The sequence below is a fragment of the Pontibacter sp. LHS2 genome (genome assembly GCF_058932845.1).
On sequence record NZ_JBZYWG010000002.1, the window covers coordinates 293971 to 313853 of the forward strand.

Sequence of the window (19883 nt, forward strand, 5' to 3'; positions counted from 1 at the left end):
AGTTTAAATTTACTTATTCACCACAATCCCTAATAAGTCGCCGATCTGTTTCTCGAAGGATTTGAGTTGGAAGATAACCTGAAGCACACGGTCCTGTTCTGTTGGGTCGGTAACGAGTCGGAGTTTCTCCATTTCAGTTTTCATGAGCAATTGCACATTGCGCCATTTCAGGCGAAGTACCGCTCGTTCAGCGCCATAGGGTAATAGATCTGACTCGTGAGGAACGTAGATTTGGTGTGTTTCCCAGTTTTGAGACAGTTCGTAGGGATCTGATAGCAAATTGGTGGCCTCCGTACGAATTTCCTGATCTGGGTAATTTATAAAGTCTTCTGCCGAAGGTATAACCCCCTGTTGCAGCTTATCCTTTACCACTTCGATCAGGCGGGCGTATAGCGGAGTTCGGAATTCAACGTCCTCCAACTGCTCCAACATATACTGGCAGGTGTTTTGCCCATCTACCAGCACCTTGTCAGGATAGTTCAGTAGCATCCGGACAATTTCGCGTTCGTAGCGCTTGAGGCCATCCGCTTCTGTAGCAGGTTTTTCAGCGGCCATTTGCTCAGCTTCATAGGCTTCTGCTTCTGCCAGATCCTCCGGGCTACCCGTGCGCTGCTGTTTCTGCTGACGCTCCTGCAGGTGCATCTTGTTGTACTCCGATATCAGGAGCTGTTCATCTATATCAAATATCAGACTGCAGCTTCGGAAGAAAACCGTACGTTTAATCGGGTCCGGTATCTTTGAGATAGAAGTAACGATCTCACGTATCGCATCCGCCTTCTTTACTGGATTGCCCTTTGACTCCTCAGCGTATAGGCTGGTCTTGAAAGAGATAAAATCCTGCGCATGCTCTGCCACATAGGCTTTGAACTTCTCGTCGCCTACTTTATGAATGTAAGAGTCCGGGTCCTCCCCAGTCGGGAAAGTGACCACATTTACATTCAAGCCGTTCTCCAGGATCAGGTCAATCCCTCTGAGCGATGCCTTTATACCTGCCGCATCACCATCGTAGAGTACCGTGATGTTCTGCGTATAGCGGGCGATGAGCTTAATCTGTCCTTCGGTGAGTGAGGTGCCTGACGAGGCAACCACGTTCTCTATACCACCCTGGTGCAATGAAAGCACGTCCAGGTAACCCTCCACCATGTAGCACATATCCTGCATGCGTATCGCCTGCCGGGCCTGGTACATGCCATAGAGCACATTGCTCTTATGGTAAATCTCCGACTCAGGTGAGTTGAGGTACTTCGGGCTTTTCTTGTCGTTGCTTTTGAGCGTACGGGCACCGAAGCCAATGACACGTCCTGAGATGTTATGGATCGGGAACATGACACGCCCCCGGAAACGATCGTACTTCTTGCCGTCTTCTTTGGCAATCGTAAGCCCTGTTGCTTCCAGGTACTTCTGCTTATACCCAGCTTTTAAAGCAGCATCTGTCAGGTCAGACCAGGTATCCAGGCTATACCCCAGTTCAAACTTTCGGATGGTGTTGCTGGTCAGTCCGCGCTCTTTGAGGTAAGACTGCCCGATTGCCCCCTCATCGTGGTTTTGCAACAGGTGCTGATAGTGCTTGTTCGCAAAATCAGACACGATGTAGAGACTGTCCCGCTCACTCTGCTCTTTGGCGTATTCAGGGTTTGGCTGATCTTCCGGCACCTCAATGCCATACTTCTTAGCCAGGTACTTAAGCGCCTCCGGAAAGCTGGTGCCCTCCACATCCATGATGAACTGCACCGAGTTACCAGCTTTGCCGCAACCGAAGCATTTGTAAATACCCTTGGCTGGTGAAACCGAGAAAGAAGGTGACTTTTCGTGGTGGAAAGGGCAGTTCGCCCACATGTTCTGCCCCTTTTTCTTGAGCGACACAAAGTCACCTACCACCTCTACAATGTCGGCTTGGGCAAGGATCTGGTCAACTACTTCTTTTGGAATCAGGGACATGGGTATGCTATTTTGAGGGACTACAAATATAGATTTTAATTGTCTGAATCTAAACATAGGGCCCCCTCCCCAAGGATTTTCAGGATTAAAAGATTTTGAGGATTGATAATGTTGGTACCACACGCATACCCCTACAGGTGCATCCCTATCTCTTCAACATAATCCCCTGCCCCTAAATCATGTTTAAAGTTTTTTTGTTTGTATCTTTGTAAGGCTTTACAAAAGCGATTAACACTATGGCAATTACAAAAGAAGATATACTCAAAGCCCTCAGCTATGTGGAGGAACCGGACCTGGGCAAGGACCTGGTGACCCTCAACATGATCGAGGATGTGCAGGTAGATGGCAAGAACGTAAGCTTTACCGTTATCCTCACTACCCCTGCCTGCCCACTTAAAGACCTTATCCGCAACGCCTGTATCCGTGCTATCCATACCATGGTAGACAAGGAAGCAGAAGTGACCGTGAATATGACTTCACGCGTAACATCCGGCCGTGCCGGCAGCTCAGAAGTGCTCACTGGTGTGAAAAACATCATTGCAATCGCCTCCGGCAAGGGCGGTGTAGGCAAGTCTACCGTTACCAGTAACCTGGCTATTGCCCTGGCACAGTCTGGCGCAAAGGTGGGCCTGATTGATGCCGACATTTTCGGTCCGTCTATACCTACCATGTTTGGCGTAGAAGACCAGCGCCCGAGCATGGTGCAAGGCGATCATGGCAAGAATCACATCATCCCAGTGGAAAAGTATGGCGTGAAGCTAATGTCCATCGGTTTCCTGACACCACCTGACCATGCGGTGATCTGGCGTGGGCCTATGGCAAGTTCCGCTCTGAAGCAGTTTATCAGCGATGTAGAATGGGGCGAGTTGGATTACCTGCTGCTTGACCTTCCTCCGGGGACCTCAGACATTCACCTGACTATGGTGCAGGTGCTGCCTGTAACGGGTGCTGTGATTGTGACAACTCCTCAAAAAGTAGCGATTGCCGATGCACAGAAAGGATTGCAGATGTTCCGTCAGCCACAAATCAATGTACCGGTACTGGGTGTAGTGGAGAACATGGCATATTTTACCCCTGCCGAGCTTCCTGAGAACAAGTATTACATCTTCGGACAGGAAGGGGGCCAGAATCTGGCTAAGAAGTTTGATGTGCCAGTTTTAGGCCAGGTACCCTTGGTACAAGGCATACGTGAATGTGGTGATGAAGGAACTCCGGTAGCGTTGCAGAACGATTCTCCTGCTTCCGGTGTTTTCAGAGAGTTGGCCCAGGCTGTTGCGCAGCAGGTGTCTGTTCGTAATGCGACGATGGCCAAAACACAACCAGTAGAAATTAAAAGCTAAGATAGATGGCAACCATTAACGTTGACAACGATTTTTTACTTCGCATCGAGAGTGCCCTTGACCAAATCAGACCCTACCTGGAAGCTGACGGCGGCAACGTGAAGGTGTTGGAAGTAACCGATGACATGACCCTAAAACTGGAGCTACTCGGCGCCTGTGGTACCTGCCCGATGTCTACGATGACACTTAAGGCTGGTGTAGAACAGTCAGTACTTAAAGCTGTGCCTGAGATCAGAGCAGTTGAGGCTGTCAATGTGACGCCGCTACCTTAGAGCTTTCCTTATTGGCAAAAAGTTTTTTAATAAAATACACATGACCTTTAAAAGCAGGTGCTGAGAAATCGGCACCTGCTTTTTTTATGCATGCCGCGAGCGGCCACGCTTGTGGTTACTATGGTGGGGGCCCGCCACTTATACTGACAGGTGGTAGTAATAATTGGGCACGAATTACAAGTGGCCAAAGTCCGCCCGATACCCCTCACTCGCCAGAGGCGAGCGAGGGCATGACGCAAATAATCCTTTAGATCAAATCTTTTCTTACGGCATTCCTCATTCACACATTAGGGCAAAAGTTAAACTTGATCCATATACTGCTTTTACAAACTTTCCCATACCCTTCAAAATTCCTATATTTGTCTAACAACCCAGATTTTCTTGCACTATGATAAAAGCGAACGACCCTTCCCTGCATTCCTGGATCGAAATATCACCTGAAAGCGATTTCCCTATACAAAACCTTCCGTTCGGCATTTTTGAGTCCGCCTCCAAAGACCCGCGTGTAGGGGTAGCCATTGGCGATTATGTGCTCGATCTTTGCGCCGTCGCCCAACATAATCTGTTCGAGCTTCTCGACGTTGACCCGACTGTATTTCACCGCCCCTACCTGAATGATTTCATCGCTCTAGGTAAACCAACCTGGCGAGCTGTACGCAATCGCGTGTCGGAACTGCTGCGCAATGACAATGACGAGATCAGCGGCAACAGCAGACTGATGCAGGAGTGCCTGATCAAGCAAACAGAGGTTCGGATGCTGATGCCGGTGAAAGTGGGTAACTATACCGATTTTTACTCCAGCATTGAGCACGCTACGAATGTGGGTACGATGTTCCGCGACCCGAAAAACGCTTTATTGCCAAACTGGAAGCATATTCCAATAGGTTACCACGGCCGGGCTTCTTCTATCATTGTGTCCGGTACCGACATACGCAGACCTAATGGCCAAACTAAAGCCCCTGATGCTGATGCACCAACTTTCGGTCCGTCCCGTCTGCTTGACTTTGAACTGGAAGTAGCCTTTATAACTGGTCGTGAAACCAAGTTGGGTGAGATGATCAGCCCGGATGAGGCTGATGACTATATTTTTGGTTTGGTGCTCTTCAATGACTGGTCTGCCCGTGACATGCAAACCTGGGAGTATGTGCCATTAGGACCTTTCCTGGCTAAGAGTTTTGCCTCTTCTATCTCCCCTTGGGTTGTAACGCTGGATGCGCTTGAGCCCTTCCGCGTGAAAGGTCCAGCGCAGGATCCCAAGCCGCTGCCATACCTTGAGTTTCACGGCGACCATAACTATGATATTAACCTGGAAGTGCTTCTCAAGCCTGAGGAGGGACATAAAAACAGCATCTGCCGCTCTAACTTCAAGTACATGTACTGGAACATGAACCAGCAGTTGGCGCACCAAAGCAGCAACGGTTGCAACATACAAATAGGTGATATGTACGCCTCCGGTACCATTAGCGGCCCGGATAAAACCTCATACGGCTCCATGCTCGAGCTCACCTGGCGCGGCACCCAGCCTATCCAGCTTGCTGACGGCACTGAGCGTAAATTCATCAACGATTATGACACCGTGATCATGCGCGGCTTTGCTGAGCGAAACGGTATTAGAGTTGGTTTTGGTGAAGTGAAAAGTAGGGTTTTGCCGGCGTTGTAAGGTTTAACTTTATTAAACGGAAGGAAGCCCTTAGGTAATATTTACTTAAGGGCTTCTTTGATTTGATATAGCACTAGCAAAACCTGTCTGCTCCGGGTCCAACCACCCCTAACCCCTCCTTGGGGTAGGGGCCCTATAAAAGTCTAAGGCGGGGAACTCAATATCGCTTTATGCGTTGCTCAGTAAAAGTCCCCCTTTGAAGGGGGCAGGGGGATGACACATTTATAGCGAACCTGAACTATGCCACACAACAGCCACTACAACCAACAGCTAAAGCCACTTGCTAAAAATCTTCGAAATGACTCCACGAAAGCAGAAGTCAGGCTGTGGTGTGAAGTGTTGAGCAAAGGCAAAACTGGATATACCTTCCTAAGACAGCGGCCAATTTGCAATTATATTGCTGACTTTATGTGTAAAGAGTTGCGACTAGTAATTGAAGTGGATGGGTATTCACATAATTTCAAAACACCTGAAGATGATGAACGGGACGGGAAATTGAGTGCACTGGGCTATACAACATTAAGATTCTCAGATGAAGAGGTAATGAAGAATTTGCCCAATGTTCAGCGAACAATTGAGGCTTTTATAAAGGACCAGCAGAAGTAAGTCATCCCCCTGCCCCCTTCAAAGGGGGACTTTTTCCCAGTACTTCAAAAATGTCAAATGGTAAACAGCAAAGGCCCGGATTAACCGGGCCTTTGCTGTTTTATGTTGTTGGTAGGTTACTGCACCATTGAGTCCAGTTCTTCAAACCTGGAATTTTTGCTTTTAAACTCAGGTACGATCTTTTTCATATGTTTGACAGTATCCAACTCGTCGCCGTCTTTGTTCAGGTTGAGGAGTTCGTTAATGCTGGCAAGCACCTTGTTATAGGTATACTGGCGTACTTTTGATACTTTGATCTTTTCGTGGTGTGTTGGAATGGTCAGTTCTTCCTGGTTAAGAAGCTCTTCGTACAGCTTCTCTCCCGGACGCAGGCCTGAGAATACGATCTCGATATCATTTGAAGTCAAGCCAGCCAGCTTGATCATCTTACGGGCCAGGTCCACGATCTTCACAGGCTGCCCCATGTCGAAGATGAAGATCTCACCGCCTCGGCCCATTGTTCCAGCTTCCAATACAAGTTGTACCGCCTCCGGTATCGTCATGAAGTATCGGGTGATATCCGGGTGTGTTACGGTAATCGGGCCACCTTTTTCAATCTGGGAACGGAAACGAGGGATAACAGAGCCATTAGAGCCCAGCACATTGCCGAAGCGGGTCGTAATAAAGCGGGTTTGCTGCAGAGTCGTGCCTTTGACATTATCCTGAAGCTGCGGCTGAGCACTGATATTGTTAAGCGATTGTATGTAAATCTCTGCAATGCGTTTGGAAGCACCCATGACATTAGTCGGATTCACAGCCTTGTCTGTAGAGATCATCACGAACTTCTCTACATCAAAAGTCATGGAGAGGTCTGCCAGGTTTTTTGTACCCAATACGTTGGTGAGTATGGCTTCAGAAGGATTGCTTTCCATCATAGGCACATGTTTGTACGCAGCCGCATGGTAGACCATTTGTGGGTTGTACTCCTTGAACAGGCTATACATACGGTTAAAGTTCTGTATATCTGCAATACAAAGCCTCAAATTAGCCTCCGGGAACTGCTCTTCCATCTCCAGTTGCAAATCATGTAGCGGAGACTCGGCCTGATCGCAAATGATCACCATCTCTGGTTTGTAAGAAAGCACTTGTCGCACAATCTCTGAACCGATTGAACCAGCACCACCTGTGATCAGGATGCGCTTACCGGCTAGATCAGCTGAAATCTTATCGTTCTCGATCACGATCGGTGGACGCTGCAGCAGATCCTCGATACGCAGATCCTGAATCTGGTTCATGCGCAGCTGGCCTGACATCCACTGCTCGGTTGGTGGTACGGTTACCACTTTTATACCTAGCTCCACGCATGTTTCGATGGCGTTTTTACGGGACTCTGATTTCAGGTCTTCACTCAGGATAACCAGTTTATCAATCTTGAGCTTGCGCTGCAATTTCTCTACATCATTGATATGGTATACCCGTTTTTGCTGGATGTGCTTGTCGATCTTGTTAGGATTATCATCTACAAAGCCCACAATATTCAGGCGGCCCGCATTGCTGATTTCAAGCGCCTGCTTTACCAATATGGCAAAGCTATCGGCACCGTAGATCAGAATGGACTCTTTATCGCCGCTACTCCCGCGCTTGATGTAGTAAAATAAAGCCTTTGCACCCAGGCGCATCATAATCAGCACTGAAGAACTGATAAAGAAGTTGACCAGCAGTACCACATAAATGTTGACCGAATCAATATGGAACTCAGGTGCTACCCAGAAGCCCACGATAGCGCCATACAGCAAACTAGCCATCAGAACAGCTGTAAAGATGCGGTAAATGTCGTCGGTGCTGGAGTAACGAATAAGGCCGGTATGGATACGCATGGCATAAAACACCATGACAGAGATGATCAGGTATATACCGCTGTACACAAAAAAGTGGCCGCGCAGGATTGTTTCGAAATCAAACTGGCGGATGATAAAGAAAGACAAAGCAAAAGACCAGGTGGAGATAATCTGATCGATGATCAGTATAATCCATTTCGGTAATGCTTTGTTCTGTAAAAATGTTTTCATACGGAAGTCTCGGGGAAGAGAAGAGCTTAGATTACGGCGTTAAGCTAGCGTTCGTTTTAATTTAAATAAATACCTGTTTTATCCAGTCAAAAGTTCCTACATACGTCAGTATTTGTTTATGGTTTTAGCTTTAACTAAACCTAAACGCAGCTTCACCAGCATCATTATATCCTTCACTATTTAAAGGACACAGATGCCGCCCAAAATTAAAGAAAAAAACTGAATAATTCAGGTTTTAACTTGCTGTTCCTCAATTGACACAGCTATTAGGCTATACGCAAAAAACCACCCGTGCTTTGCAAATCTTGTCAAGGCACAGGTGGTTTTTATTTTATTTTCAGAAAATCGCTTTTTTTCAGGCAAGGCAAGCTTTGATGGATCTTATTACTCGTTCCCTCTCTTCGTCAGTCATATTGGAACCTGAGGGTAAGCACAATCCCTGGTCAAATAGATGCTCACTGGTACCATCTCCATAATAGGGCGCGCTGGCAAACACGGGCTGTAGGTGCATCGGCTTCCAAAGCGGACGCGACTCGATGTTTTCCCGCTCCAGAGCCAAACGAATATCCTCACGGCTTACCCCCTGGCTATCGTCTACCACTATAGTGCTGAGCCAGCGGTTAGAGTAGTAATCTGCATCTGGCTCCTCTGCAAATTGGATAGCAGGTATAGCAGCCAGTTCTGATTGGTAGAAAGCATAGTTGGCACGGCGCTGCTGTACACGATCCAGTAGCACGTCCATTTGTCCACGACCAATCGCAGCGCATACATTACTCATGCGGTAATTATACCCAATGTGAGAGTGCTGATAGTGAGGCGCTGCATCACGAGCCTGCGTAGCCAGAAAGCGGGCCTGCTTGATATGAGCCTCATTGTTTGAAACCAGGGCCCCACCACCAGAGGTCGTAATAATCTTGTTGCCGTTGAAAGAGAGGATGCTCATTTCCCCGAAAGTGCCCAGCTTGCGGCCTTTATAGGTCGAGCCTAAAGCCTCTGCCGCGTCTTCCACGACAGGTATAGCAAAGCGATCTGCAATGGCCATGATGCGGTCCATTTCAGCTGGCATACCATAAAGGTGCACCACAATGATCGCCTTTGGCTTTTTGCCTTGACGGATACGGTCTTCGATCGCCGTTTCCAGCAAATCGGGAGACATGTTCCAGGTAAGGGCCTCGCTATCCACAAAAACTGGCGTGGCTCCCTGGTAAGCAATCGGATTGGCAGAAGCCGAAAAAGTCATGCTCTGGCAGATCACCTCGTCGCCCGCCTGCACCCCCAGCATGATCAAGGCCAGGTGCAGGGCCGCTGTGCCGGAGCTAAGGGCCGCCACATGCACCCCTTCACCCAGGAACTCTGCTAAGTCGCGCTCAAAGCCGTCCACATGTGGACCAAGCGGTGCAATCCAGTTCGTGTCAAAAGCCTCCTTGACATTCTTAAACTCGTTTGTTCCCATGTGCGGGGAGGAAAGCCAGATCTTCGTATTCATATTTATAGCTGATGTTCTTTTATAATTCGGGCTGGATTGCCCACGGCCGTTACACCATCGTGTAGATCGCGTATCACAACGGTCCCAGCTCCTATTTTGCACCACTTCCCTATTTTCAAATTTGGGATCACTATAGCTCCGGCTCCTATGTGCGTACCTTCGCCTACCTGCACGTTCCCGCTAAGCACTGCGCCCGGAGAGATATGGGCATAGTCACCGATCTGGCAGTCATGGTCGATGCTTGCTCCTGTGTTGATGATAGCATGCTTCCCCACCTGTACATCGGCCTGTATAATGGCTCCCTGCATCACTACAGTCCCTTCGGCGATGGTAGCGGAGGGTGAGATGATCGCGGTTGAATGAATAGCCTTGCCGAAGCCCATCTGTAGCTTTTCGGCTACCCGGCGGCGAATACTATTGTCGCCGATACTGATGATAACTGGCTCCTCGAGTTCCTGCTCTATTTCAGCGCCCAGCACAGGTATACCACCAATCTCTTTTATGGCAGGGTTCTTATCGAACGCACCCAATACAGGTATACCCATATCCCGTAGGATTTCGATGATTACTTTCGCATGGCCACTCGCGCCGTATAGGTACATGGAGTTTGTTTTATGTTAATGGTGCAGATGCAAAGGTAATAATTCTCAATTTGTCATTTCGAATGTAATGAGAAATCTGGAGTAGTGCTTGTCTGAATCTTTATATAGGGCCCCTACCCCAAGGATTTACAGGATCTAAAGAGGGCCCCCTACCCCCACGGATTGACAGGATTCTCGTGCATGGTTGTCATCCCCCTGCCCCTCGCAAGCGCAGGTTCGTTTTATTTTACCCCTTTTGTCATCCTGTAAGGATCTTGTTAGCGAGTAGCATAAGCTTAACATCCCTTCAACCAAGTTTCTTAACAGAATGGCAGGAAGTTTTAAGCACACTTTCTTAGAACCTTACGACCCTGCCCTTTGAATGGGGCAGAGGGATGACAATCGCTCCCAAACTCCCCTCCTCGGAGGGGCAGGGGTGGGTTAATCTTTCACGTAGCTATTCCCCCTAAACCGCTCCATCGTCGCAACTCCCTCTGCACTGATCCCCTCAGATTTAAACACCTTACCGATCGTTTTAAAAATGATCTTTACATCCAACCAGAAAGAAATATTATCTACATACCACACATCGTATCGGAACTTCTCTTCCCAACTGATGGCGTTGCGGCCGTTTACCTGTGCCCAACCGGTGATGCCGGGGCGCACTTCATGGCGGCGGCGCTGGGTTTCGTTGTAGAGCGGTAGATATTCTACCAGTAGAGGACGGGGGCCGATCAGGGACATTTCCCCTTTGATGACATTGAGCAGTTGTGGTATTTCATCCAAGGAAGTCTTGCGAACAAAAGAGCCGATTGGGGTCAGGCGATCAGCGTCGGGTAGGAGATTGCCTTGGGCATCCCGCTTGTCGTTCATGGTTTTGTACTTGATCACCCTAAAGATGCGCCCTTGTTTACCTGGGCGCGGCTGCAGAAAAAAGGGCTTCCCATTATTGGCAATAGCCAAAAGGAGTGTCACCACCATAAAAACAGGAAGCAGCACGATAAAGGCCGTCAAACTTAGCACAAAATCGATCAGGCGCTTGAAGAATCGGCTATATAAGTTCATGTTGTTTCAGATGGGCTTGGTATTCCTGTAATAAAAGCTCCCAAAAGTGGGTTTGTTCGTAGCGCTCTACAATCATGCGCCGTGCCTGCGACTGCATATGGGCAAAACTTTCCTTATCGCTTATAAAGGTCAGCATAGCGGCATACAGTTTCTCCATCGACTTAGGAGGCACGATCAAACCATTCTCACCGTGTCGTATAATTTCGTTGCAACCATTGATATCTGTTACGATGCTCGGCAAATCAAAGCAGCCGGCTTGCATGGGCACATTAGGAAAACCTTCACGATAAGAAGGGAATGCCAGTGCCTGACTAATGGCCAGGTATGGCCGGACATCGTGCTGGAAGCCGACCGACAAGATAGAAGGATTGTTTTCAATTTCCTGCAGAATACTGTCATCGATCGGGTCAAGATCCTGCTCAAAGGGTCCAACCAGCAAAAGCTTTACCTGCGGGTGCTGTGCCTGTAACTTTTTAAACGCGGCGACAAGCTCCTGGATGCCTTTGTCTTTTACCAGACGACCGATGAATACAAATACAAAATCATCCGGCTTTATACCTAACTGCGCCTTCAGCTCCTCCAGTTTGGCTGCATCTAATTGCTTCCTGTGAAAGAATTCCGTATTGATCCCGTTGCTGCTGCCATTCCCAATAACCTTCACTTTATCCGGCCCGCAGAATTGGCTTTGCAGAATAAAGTCTTTGAGCACAGTTGAGTTTGGGTATACCTTGGTGGCACAGGCATAAGTAAGCTTCTCTACAGCCTCCAGAACTTGCCGTGTCTTGCCATTTGTTTCCATCAGCGGCAGACCAGCTACGGTGTGCAGCCGCACAGGCACGCCGGCTAGCTTTGCACCGAGCATTCCAATAATACCTGCTTTAGGTGTATGCGAATGCACGATGGCTGGTTTGTGCTTTTTGCAGAGACGGTAAAATTGCCAGAGTGCTTTCAGGTCCTGCATCGGGGTAATCTTGCGGGTCATCCCGATTTCAATCAAGGGAGTAGCCTGCTCCTGTACCACCGCCTTTGACTCAGGCCCGGCCGCTGACACCATCACCGGCTCAAAACCTTTGGAGCGCATATAAGGCAACTGCCCGGTGATCAGCTTTTGCAGGGAGAGCGGGACAGTGGTGATGCGGATAAGTACTGGGGGCATGGAGGTATTATTTGTTTTCGGGTGCAAAGGTAAGAAATTACGTCCCGCTTACATACTTATAAATCTCCAGCATACTCATACTTTGCATGCCATATTGCTCTTGCAACTTCTTATAATGATCGACAATTGCTCTAAGGTCAGCCATACTACGCTCAGGGTAACTGCCAAAATTATGCGGGTGCCACCAGAGGTGATAGCATTCGTTGCGCTTAGCTGCTTCTGTCATCTCGTACAAAATACGCTTCAGGCGGAGTTTATTCAGAATGTCTCTTTTCCCATCTACCGGTCGCAGGAAGCGACTGGCAGGTATAGCCAGCGGCATATCCGCTTCTAATTGGAGTGTTGACAGTGGAAAAGAAGTCCGTTTACCAAGTGGCAGATAGGCATCTCCTGTCCGGAAGAGTTTACTCGATAGCGTATCCTTTACCGTCTGCTTCCAGAACCAATCTTTCGGATTCGAGCGAACTGTCTTGATTCCTTCTTCCAGACAGACCTTCAGATAGGCTTCGTTAAACTGGTTACGAGGGAATACCAACGATTGTAGTTCCATCCCCTGTCGCTTCGCTATACCTTGCGCCGCCCGCAAGTCCTCACGAAACTGCTCCACTGTTTGTCCAGCTTCCTGGCAGTAATAGTGCGCAAAGGTATGGGTAGCCATCTCCTGGTACGGAGTACTGTGAATCTGCGTAATGAGTTCAGGAGCAAAAAAGCAGTCTTTTGCGCTATTATCTCGCCCAAATTCTTCTCTAAGGCGGTAAGCTGACAATTGACCATTATGATAGGATGGTCTCTGAGCCGGAATAGCCGATGTCCAGTCTTGCCAGTCTTTGGCGAAAAGCATACCAACAGTAGCCCAAGTAACATGCACCTGCTGCTCTTGGAAAAGCTCAAGCATATGCGGTATTACCCGTCGTGTATTAGCGAAGTATTCTTTTCTCTCTTGCAGGACTACTTTATCGAAGATCCCCCAATAAAGCTCAAAGTCTAGGGAGATAGTGAAGACAGGTATGTTCTTAATCATAACTTTTGTCAAGATTCCCTGCCTTAGATAGGCAAGGACCGAAGGTGGTTTAAATACCTTGCTAGGAGAGACATGGGTGGGTATATTCTATATACTTACAATATAGCAGGAGAAGGATATCTTTCCAATCGCTCCTGCTCTTCCAGCTTTTTCTTTTTTAACTGAAACAAATCGATCTTTTTCTGTTTTTTGAATTCCATAAACGAAATGATCACAAAAAACAGGAAGTACATTACCATACTTTTTTGCCGCATGGCAATGCCTAAATTAGACATAACAAATGAAAGGGCGATGGAAGAAGAAATAAAGATCACTAAACTCATTTTTACCAGTGATGTCGATTTCTTCAGAAAAGTAATAAAGTCCTTGTCAACTAGTTTCCAGGCAAGGATAACGTAGAGCAGGTTTTCGAAAGACACAAATATTCCTAAGGCTCCAGGAGCATCTACAAAGAGTGGCCTGAACCAGAAAGTAAAAAGTTTTAGAGGCAATGGGTAACTTGTTATATTCACTCCAGAACCGGCACTGCTTAATCGACCTGCCTGTACTTGTGAAAAATCTTCAAAGCTTCCTAAAACATCTTCTTCATTAATATTAGCCATTGCTAAAATCTGGTCATACATCACAAAAATACCACCAGCAAATGCAGCGTAAACTAGAATTTTTTGATAGAGTGGAACTTTCTCACGGCCTGTGAAATATCCTAAAACAGCACCTATACTAAGGAACATAAACATATGTGGGCGAACCATATACACAATCACAGAACCTAAAACTAATGCAAAAAGACGTTTTTGTGGAAAACGCATTGCATATGCAAACAAACCTAATCCCATAAAGATTATTGATCCTTTTCCTAAAGATGCCGTCCAGAAATGCATATTAGGCAAAAAGAGAAGGACTATTAACAGATCATATCCCCAAAAATGGAGCCTAAGAGTTAAATTTTCACGAAAGAATATATAAAAATTAACAAAACCAATATAACCAAACCAAGAAAATAAAAGCATTGACATTTCATAGCTAAAATCTAACCCATCAGCAAAAGGATGTGCGATGAAACTTATGAACACAGTGCCTGATTTGAATAAGTTTAACCAATCGCCACTAAATTCTGCTGCTCTTTCAAAATATTTCTTAGAATCAGAACGATTAAAAATAGTATAAGTGTAATAAATACCCCAGAATAGCAAATGATAAAAAAAGAGCTTATTCATCAGTGATATCGAAAAGAAGAAAAACTTCTTTTGATAAAATTTCAGAAGAGGCTGATTTATAAAATAGAGTAAGAATATAAGTAAGACTGCTCCGATCATCTGCTTTCTAAAACAATTCCATATCTCCAAGGGCATAGCCCCAGTTCTCCTGCCTGCTCAATTCACAAAATGCCTCCTCTTGCAAACTAACATTGCGTAAGGTCACAATAGGTCCTTTATCTAAAATAGGTATTAGTCCCATGCTAGGATAAACACTATCTACTAACTGAAAGTGCCTCCCGGAGGCAGAAGTCATGAAAAACATTTTGCTAATCTTATGAAAGGAGTTTGCCAATGATTTTTTACCCCCTCCATCAAATTGTCTTTCGTCAATTAGTAAATCTACTATCCTCATTTCTTGACCGAAACTATGCGGCTTAAAGCGGAAGAATAAAGCGTAAGATTGATAGTCAGAGAGAAAATAGTAATCAAACAGAGGATTATCTTGGTAACGCCATTGGATATAAGAAGGGCTTAAAAGTGTTCGGACCTGATCCGCCTTTTCTATGGGATTAGAAAGCCTAGGTAGTAATTCTGTTAGCTTGGCCCAATTCTGCTCAGGCAAAGCCGGTTGAGTTTGTTGCTTATAGGCAAATGGGGTAATTTTTAGCTTTAAGGCCATACGCCCCATCTCTACCCAACCCATTTTTAGGTATCCCGGCTTGCTACTCTCGTTAGGAGTGTTATACACTAAGTGTATACCTTGCCTTTTAGCATCTTCCAACCCCTGCAGAGTTAACTTCTTGAAAATGCCCTTTCCTTGAAAATCAGGATGTGTAGCTGTATCGACTGCCCGAATTGCCTGCAGCACCTGCCCTTTGTACTTCCATTGCCAACGTAGAAAGGCTCGCACACCTACTACCTGCCCGTCAGCCTCAGCTACTAACACTGGCGATGCTCCATGTGGGTTCTCCACATGCTTCCAGTTCCACAGCCGCTCCGACTTCTGGATCAGCCCTTCTCCTAAAGAAGACTTTAAAAGTTCTACAATGGCTGGTATATCTGCTTCTGTTCCTTTTCTTATTTGCATGGTTTCTGTCTGCTTTCTAACTACACTCTAACCTATAATCTAAAACCTCTTTATATCATTTCAACCAACGGGAAAAATCTGAAATAATGCTACAAATGCGTAATGAACTAGGTCTCTCCATTCTGTCGAGATGACAATTTAGGTTAGGGATAGTATTATCTAGAGTTCTCCCTTTCCTCTTTCAAAAACAAATATAATTCTTCCAGCTGCTTTGCCATTATATTTATGCTAAAGTCGGCCTGTACCCGTTCGCGGGCTCCAGCTGCGAGGGCTTTAAGCTGCTCCTGGTTTTGGAGTAGCTGCACGCCATAATCAGCCAGTTTCATATAATTATCTACTTCGCAAAGCAAGCCGCTTTTACCATCCTCTACCACTTCGCCTACACCACCGGCTTTCGTACTAATTACAGCACAACCACAGCTCATAGCTTCCAATAAGGCGATAGGTAAACCCTCGAAGATAGAGGACATCATATAAATGTCAATGGCGTTGAAGTAGGGCTTTACATCTGTTTTAAGGCCAGGCATGTGCAGGCGATCTTCTATATCTAAGGCCTTTCTCTTAGTCAGTAATTCTTCTTTAAGAGGACCGTCACCGACAACTATGAAATGCGCCTCGGGTACTCTATTCAGGATATCAGCAGCAATCTCCATCCACACATCCAGGCGCTTCTGAAAGCGGAATACAGATACGGTTCCAACTACAGGGGCATTAGCAGGTATACCCAATTCATGTCGTATCTGAAGGCCCGCCTGCTCATCCCGCACAAAGTGTGCTGTATTTACACCATTTAAGATGTTGAGCAGGTATGGTTGTTTTGCTTTCCTATTGATTCTGACTTCTTGCATAGCTGGCAGAACAAGCTCACGAAATTTGGCTCCGGCATTTTTTCGGATAGATTGTTGCACGTCATCCGATACTGCCACGGCGGCGTTCTGCCAGCCGAAACTAAGCTTATTCAGCCAGTACGTGATCTTGTTATAGCGTTCCCACTTATTATGCTCTGTGTAAACTACAGGTATCCCTGACTTTATCCCTACTAGTCGGGCAATTACACCAGCCCAAGGTAAGTGGCTATGGATCACATCAATTTGGTGTTCCTGCGTATAACGGCTGATCTCCCCTACCCGCTGAAACATTTGCAGATTATTATTCGCCTTAAAGCAAACAGCTTTAGCTCCTAAAGCTTCAATGGCAGGCACCATTTGGTCTTTCCAAGGTAAGAAGTACGCAAAATGTAAATCGAATTTATCCCTATCATGCACCTTAAGTGTTTCGGGCAGGAGCATTTCAGCACCGCCACGGCCCAAAGATTTGATCAGGTGAAGTACTTTTATTTTGTGATCTGACACGAGGCATTAATTTAAAGTTTTCCTCGGTGGAGGAAAGTACAAAGATTCTTATTCCGATAATTTTTTTCCCGCAATTATCAGCTCGTAAGCCTCCAAAAATCTAGCGGTTATCTGAGAATTCATATATTCGGCAGAAACTAATTGGTAAGCCTTATCAACTTTAACTTTAACAGGTTCACCTCCAGCCAACACCTCATTTACTGCATTAATAAAACCAGATACATCTCCCTTGTCTATTAGCCACCCAGTTCCATCATTCACTACTTCACTTATTCCACCAACATTGTTTGCAACAACTGGTGTTTTGCAATACATAGCTTCTAGAATTACACCCGGTAAACCTTCGATCAAACTTGGCATCAAAAAAGCAGTAGCATGTTTTAAAATCTGCAATACATCATTTCTATAGCCAGCAAATAGTATCCTGTCTTTACAATTTAAATTAGCAACTTTACTCACCAGTTCATGCCTTAGATGACCGTCACCAATGATAATAAGAAAGACTGTCGAATCTTTTTGAGCAATTGATTCAAAGATATTAATAAGCGTTTCATGATTTTTCTCCGGCACCAAGCTCCCAATATTGACTAGCACCTTGTACTTCCCATATATAGATTGCAGATCAGCTGGTGCGTGAGTGGATACCATCTGCGCCTCCACTCCAATTGGAATTGTTTTTATTTTATTGGTTGGGAAATTAAATGTCTCTTTAAAATCCTCTTCACAAAGTTGACTCACGGATAATACTGCATTTACCCTACTCACAAAAAACCGGTTTAATAGATACTTAGGTTTAGTATCTATAAAATCTCCCATTTTATTAGCATTCCTAAATACAATAGGAACCTCCCATTTATATATGAGCTTACTGAAAATGGCAAACTTTAATGTATCACCTGCGTTGGCTTGGATAAGATCGGGTTGCTCACGCTTAATTAAATCTGCCAAATTTTTCCATCCTTCAAAATCCCAAAAACGTTTGTTGATCGGCCTTTTGAAATGACTCACTTTGCCATTGAAGGGCAACTCGGAAACACCATCAAACAAAGAAATCAGGTGCACGTCTACACCTGATTTCTGTAAATGATTAGAAAGTTGTGAAGCAAATATTTCGGCACCTCTAAGTTGAGGTTTTTGTACTAGTTGTAATACTTTCAATTTTCTTAACTTTTAATACGGCCTGTATGATATTCTCAACGTTATTTCTCCAAGTGAAATTTTGGTTGACATACTCATATCCCTCTTTAGCAATTTCACCTGCAAATTCGGGGTTTCCAAGAAGCTGACTTAAATTATCCGCAATATCAGGAACATTAGCCTTTGTGAGCAAAAGATGCTTCTTATTCTGAAAGATTTCACGAACTGCTGGTATATCAGGCGCAATAACAGGAAGCTGAACTGCCAAGTATTCAAAGACCTTCAATGGACTCATATAATCATTGGCTGCATGATGTACAGCGATATCGAAAGCTTTTAAATAATGATGCACCTCTTGATGGTTGACTTGGCCAGTAAAATAAAAGCAATTGGTCAACTCTTTTTCTGCAACATAGTTCTTTATTTCGTCTAACGCTGGTCCACCACCAACTATTAAAGCAACAACATTCTCAAACTTACTTCTCACTAATGCAAAAGCATCAATGAAAAGAGGCATTTTTTTATGAAAATCCAGTGTACCTACGTAGCCAATAACTTTGCAATCATCAGGAAGTTTAAGCGTTTTTTTGATTAGCTTCTGGTCATTATTTAGCTTGAATAGCGTGTCATCAAACCCATTATGGTTTACAAGATCTCTAGTTAATGAAGCTTCATTTCCCATGATTCTATTTCTTAGAAAAGAAGAAACAAAGAAATTCAAATCGCACTTACTGAGAGCCTCCCTTTCTTTCTTTTTAAAAAAAGACTTTAAGTGAATACCCTTAAAAGACTCATCAAAAGGGGATGCATTTACCTCTGTAACTAAAATTATTTTTGGAAATTTTTTCCTGATCTCGCTTAGCTGTAAGAAATTATTATCAAGTCTCACAACTAGTACATCAGGCTGAAAAAAATTTAACTCTTCAAATAATCCCTCTAAGTTTTGAAGATTTCTTCTGTATAACCTAATCGGTAGAAGTATTCTAAGATTAGTAACTTTCTTGGATTTAGTGATTCCAAGCTCTGAATTACTTAAATCAAATTTTGATCTAGCTTGCCCCGTTGGGAAAACACGAATTTCAGATATTAGAGGGTGCTCTCCAGCAAACTTTACAAACGCTTTCGAATGGTTACTACCACCATGGGAAGCGTTGTACGCTGTGGAGTAATATAGAATTCTCATTTAGTTATTGCTCTTAAGTATATCCTTAAGCTGTTGATCCATTAGGATATTTTTATGCTTGTTAGTTTCTAGTAACTGCTCAAACCCAGTATATTCAAGCTCTATATCATGTATACCCGCCTCTTTTATACTCTTCAGTATTTTGTCGGGAGTTTTTAATTCATCTCTATAACCATCACCAAATGGCGTTTTATAAAATGTAAATCCTGAAATATAAAGCTCTCTAAAATCTGACATCAGAAGTGCTGCCAAAGCAGTAAAACCTATCGTAGGTTTATATCCTGGTGTATAAGTACATATAGAGTTATACAATTGTTTGGACAGAGTATAGGTCCTATATTCAAGTAAATACTTTTTATAAAAATTAAAGGTGTTCCTGATACCTTTAATATTACTGCGTGGATTGATAAGGTATTTAACGCCCTGTCTATTCAACAATTCTATATCAAGCTTTCCTCCTCCCGTTGATTCATTTTCGAAAAAGCTATGAAATAGTATATCCGTCCTGCTGCCAATTTTAGAGTCAAATTGATGCTTATCAACTATTAACCCTGATTTATTAACTCTTACAATAAAATCAAAGCCATTTATATATTCTCCATTATTCTCTTCAAACGCAGAGCTTGCAGGTCCTATTAATGCAACACGTTTATTAAATAAAATACTGGTATCAAATACTGAAAGCTGAGTCTTAGTTAGTAAAAGACCATGTACAGCAGCTGAAACTTTATTTAGTGTTTCTATCATTATTT

General features: G+C 44.9%; 17 protein-coding genes. 4 read left to right on the forward strand and 13 right to left on the reverse strand.

Annotated features, from left to right (window positions below):
- Positions 1 to 9 precede the first annotated feature (9 nt).
- Entirely contained in the window at positions 10 to 1938 is a 1929-nt protein-coding gene (gene dnaG, locus AC5FX6_RS09930) for a DNA primase (RefSeq protein WP_493596895.1), read from the reverse strand.
- 236 nt (positions 1939 to 2174) lie between these two features.
- Here dnaG and AC5FX6_RS09935 point away from each other — a divergent pair, with 236 nt between their 5' ends.
- From AC5FX6_RS09935 to AC5FX6_RS09950, 4 genes are all read left to right on the forward strand, one after another.
- On the forward strand, positions 2175 to 3278 hold the full coding sequence (locus tag AC5FX6_RS09935; protein WP_493596896.1) for an Mrp/NBP35 family ATP-binding protein: 1104 nt from the start codon (positions 2175 to 2177) through the stop codon (positions 3276 to 3278).
- A gap of 5 nt (positions 3279 to 3283) precedes the next feature.
- Positions 3284 to 3550 carry a NifU family protein gene (locus AC5FX6_RS09940; protein ID WP_493596897.1) on the forward strand — a complete coding sequence of 89 codons (267 nt, stop codon included), beginning with the start codon at positions 3284 to 3286 and terminating at the stop codon, positions 3548 to 3550.
- Between the two features lie 388 nt (positions 3551 to 3938).
- Positions 3939 to 5210 (forward strand): fumarylacetoacetase, encoded by a 1272-nt coding sequence (fahA, locus tag AC5FX6_RS09945; RefSeq protein ID WP_493596898.1) that lies wholly within the window; start codon positions 3939 to 3941, stop codon positions 5208 to 5210.
- 240 nt (positions 5211 to 5450) lie between these two features.
- Positions 5451 to 5816 (forward strand): endonuclease domain-containing protein, encoded by a 366-nt coding sequence (locus AC5FX6_RS09950; RefSeq protein ID WP_493596899.1) that lies wholly within the window; start codon positions 5451 to 5453, stop codon positions 5814 to 5816.
- A 116-nt stretch (positions 5817 to 5932) separates the two neighbouring features.
- On the opposite strand, the gene AC5FX6_RS09955 is transcribed toward AC5FX6_RS09950, so the two are convergent.
- The 12 genes from AC5FX6_RS09955 to AC5FX6_RS10010 form a co-directional block, all read right to left on the reverse strand.
- On the reverse strand, positions 5933 to 7864 hold the full coding sequence (locus AC5FX6_RS09955; RefSeq protein ID WP_493596900.1) for a polysaccharide biosynthesis protein: 1932 nt from the start codon (positions 7862 to 7864) through the stop codon (positions 5933 to 5935).
- Between the two features lie 355 nt (positions 7865 to 8219).
- A complete protein-coding gene (locus AC5FX6_RS09960; protein WP_493596901.1) occupies positions 8220 to 9350 on the reverse strand; it encodes a DegT/DnrJ/EryC1/StrS family aminotransferase in 1131 nt (376 codons plus the stop codon).
- Positions 9351 to 9352: 2 nt separating this feature from the next.
- Positions 9353 to 9952, reverse strand: a complete 600-nt coding sequence (locus AC5FX6_RS09965; protein ID WP_493596902.1) for an acetyltransferase — start codon at positions 9950 to 9952, stop codon at positions 9353 to 9355.
- Between the two features lie 420 nt (positions 9953 to 10372).
- Positions 10373 to 10996: a sugar transferase gene (locus AC5FX6_RS09970; RefSeq protein ID WP_493596903.1), complete on the reverse strand. Its 624-nt coding sequence runs from the start codon at positions 10994 to 10996 to the stop codon at positions 10373 to 10375.
- Positions 10983 to 12152 carry a glycosyltransferase family 4 protein gene (locus AC5FX6_RS09975; protein WP_493596904.1) on the reverse strand — a complete coding sequence of 390 codons (1170 nt, stop codon included), beginning with the start codon at positions 12150 to 12152 and terminating at the stop codon, positions 10983 to 10985. Before AC5FX6_RS09975 ends, AC5FX6_RS09970 begins: the two co-directional genes overlap by 14 nt.
- Positions 12153 to 12189: 37 nt before the next feature.
- Complete coding sequence (locus AC5FX6_RS09980; protein WP_493596905.1) at positions 12190 to 13173, reverse strand: polysaccharide deacetylase family protein; 984 nt, start codon at positions 13171 to 13173, stop codon at positions 12190 to 12192.
- A 95-nt stretch (positions 13174 to 13268) separates the two neighbouring features.
- Positions 13269 to 14390 carry a hypothetical protein gene (locus AC5FX6_RS09985; RefSeq protein ID WP_493596906.1) on the reverse strand — a complete coding sequence of 374 codons (1122 nt, stop codon included), beginning with the start codon at positions 14388 to 14390 and terminating at the stop codon, positions 13269 to 13271.
- 106 nt (positions 14391 to 14496) lie between these two features.
- Positions 14497 to 15459: a GNAT family N-acetyltransferase gene (locus tag AC5FX6_RS09990; protein WP_493596907.1), complete on the reverse strand. Its 963-nt coding sequence runs from the start codon at positions 15457 to 15459 to the stop codon at positions 14497 to 14499.
- Between the two features lie 155 nt (positions 15460 to 15614).
- Positions 15615 to 16811, reverse strand: coding sequence for a glycosyltransferase (locus AC5FX6_RS09995; RefSeq protein ID WP_493596908.1), 1197 nt, complete (start codon positions 16809 to 16811; stop codon positions 15615 to 15617).
- Positions 16812 to 16859: 48 nt separating this feature from the next.
- The gene (locus AC5FX6_RS10000) at positions 16860 to 17969 is read right to left on the reverse strand and encodes a glycosyltransferase (RefSeq protein ID WP_493596909.1); all 1110 of its coding nucleotides are present in this window, start codon (positions 17967 to 17969) and stop codon (positions 16860 to 16862) included.
- Entirely contained in the window at positions 17932 to 19131 is a 1200-nt protein-coding gene (locus AC5FX6_RS10005) for a glycosyltransferase family 4 protein (RefSeq protein WP_493596910.1), read from the reverse strand. The genes AC5FX6_RS10000 and AC5FX6_RS10005 overlap by 38 nt, the downstream gene beginning before the upstream one ends.
- The gene (locus AC5FX6_RS10010; protein WP_493596911.1) at positions 19132 to 19878 is read right to left on the reverse strand and encodes a hypothetical protein; all 747 of its coding nucleotides are present in this window, start codon (positions 19876 to 19878) and stop codon (positions 19132 to 19134) included.
- Positions 19879 to 19883 lie beyond the last annotated feature (5 nt).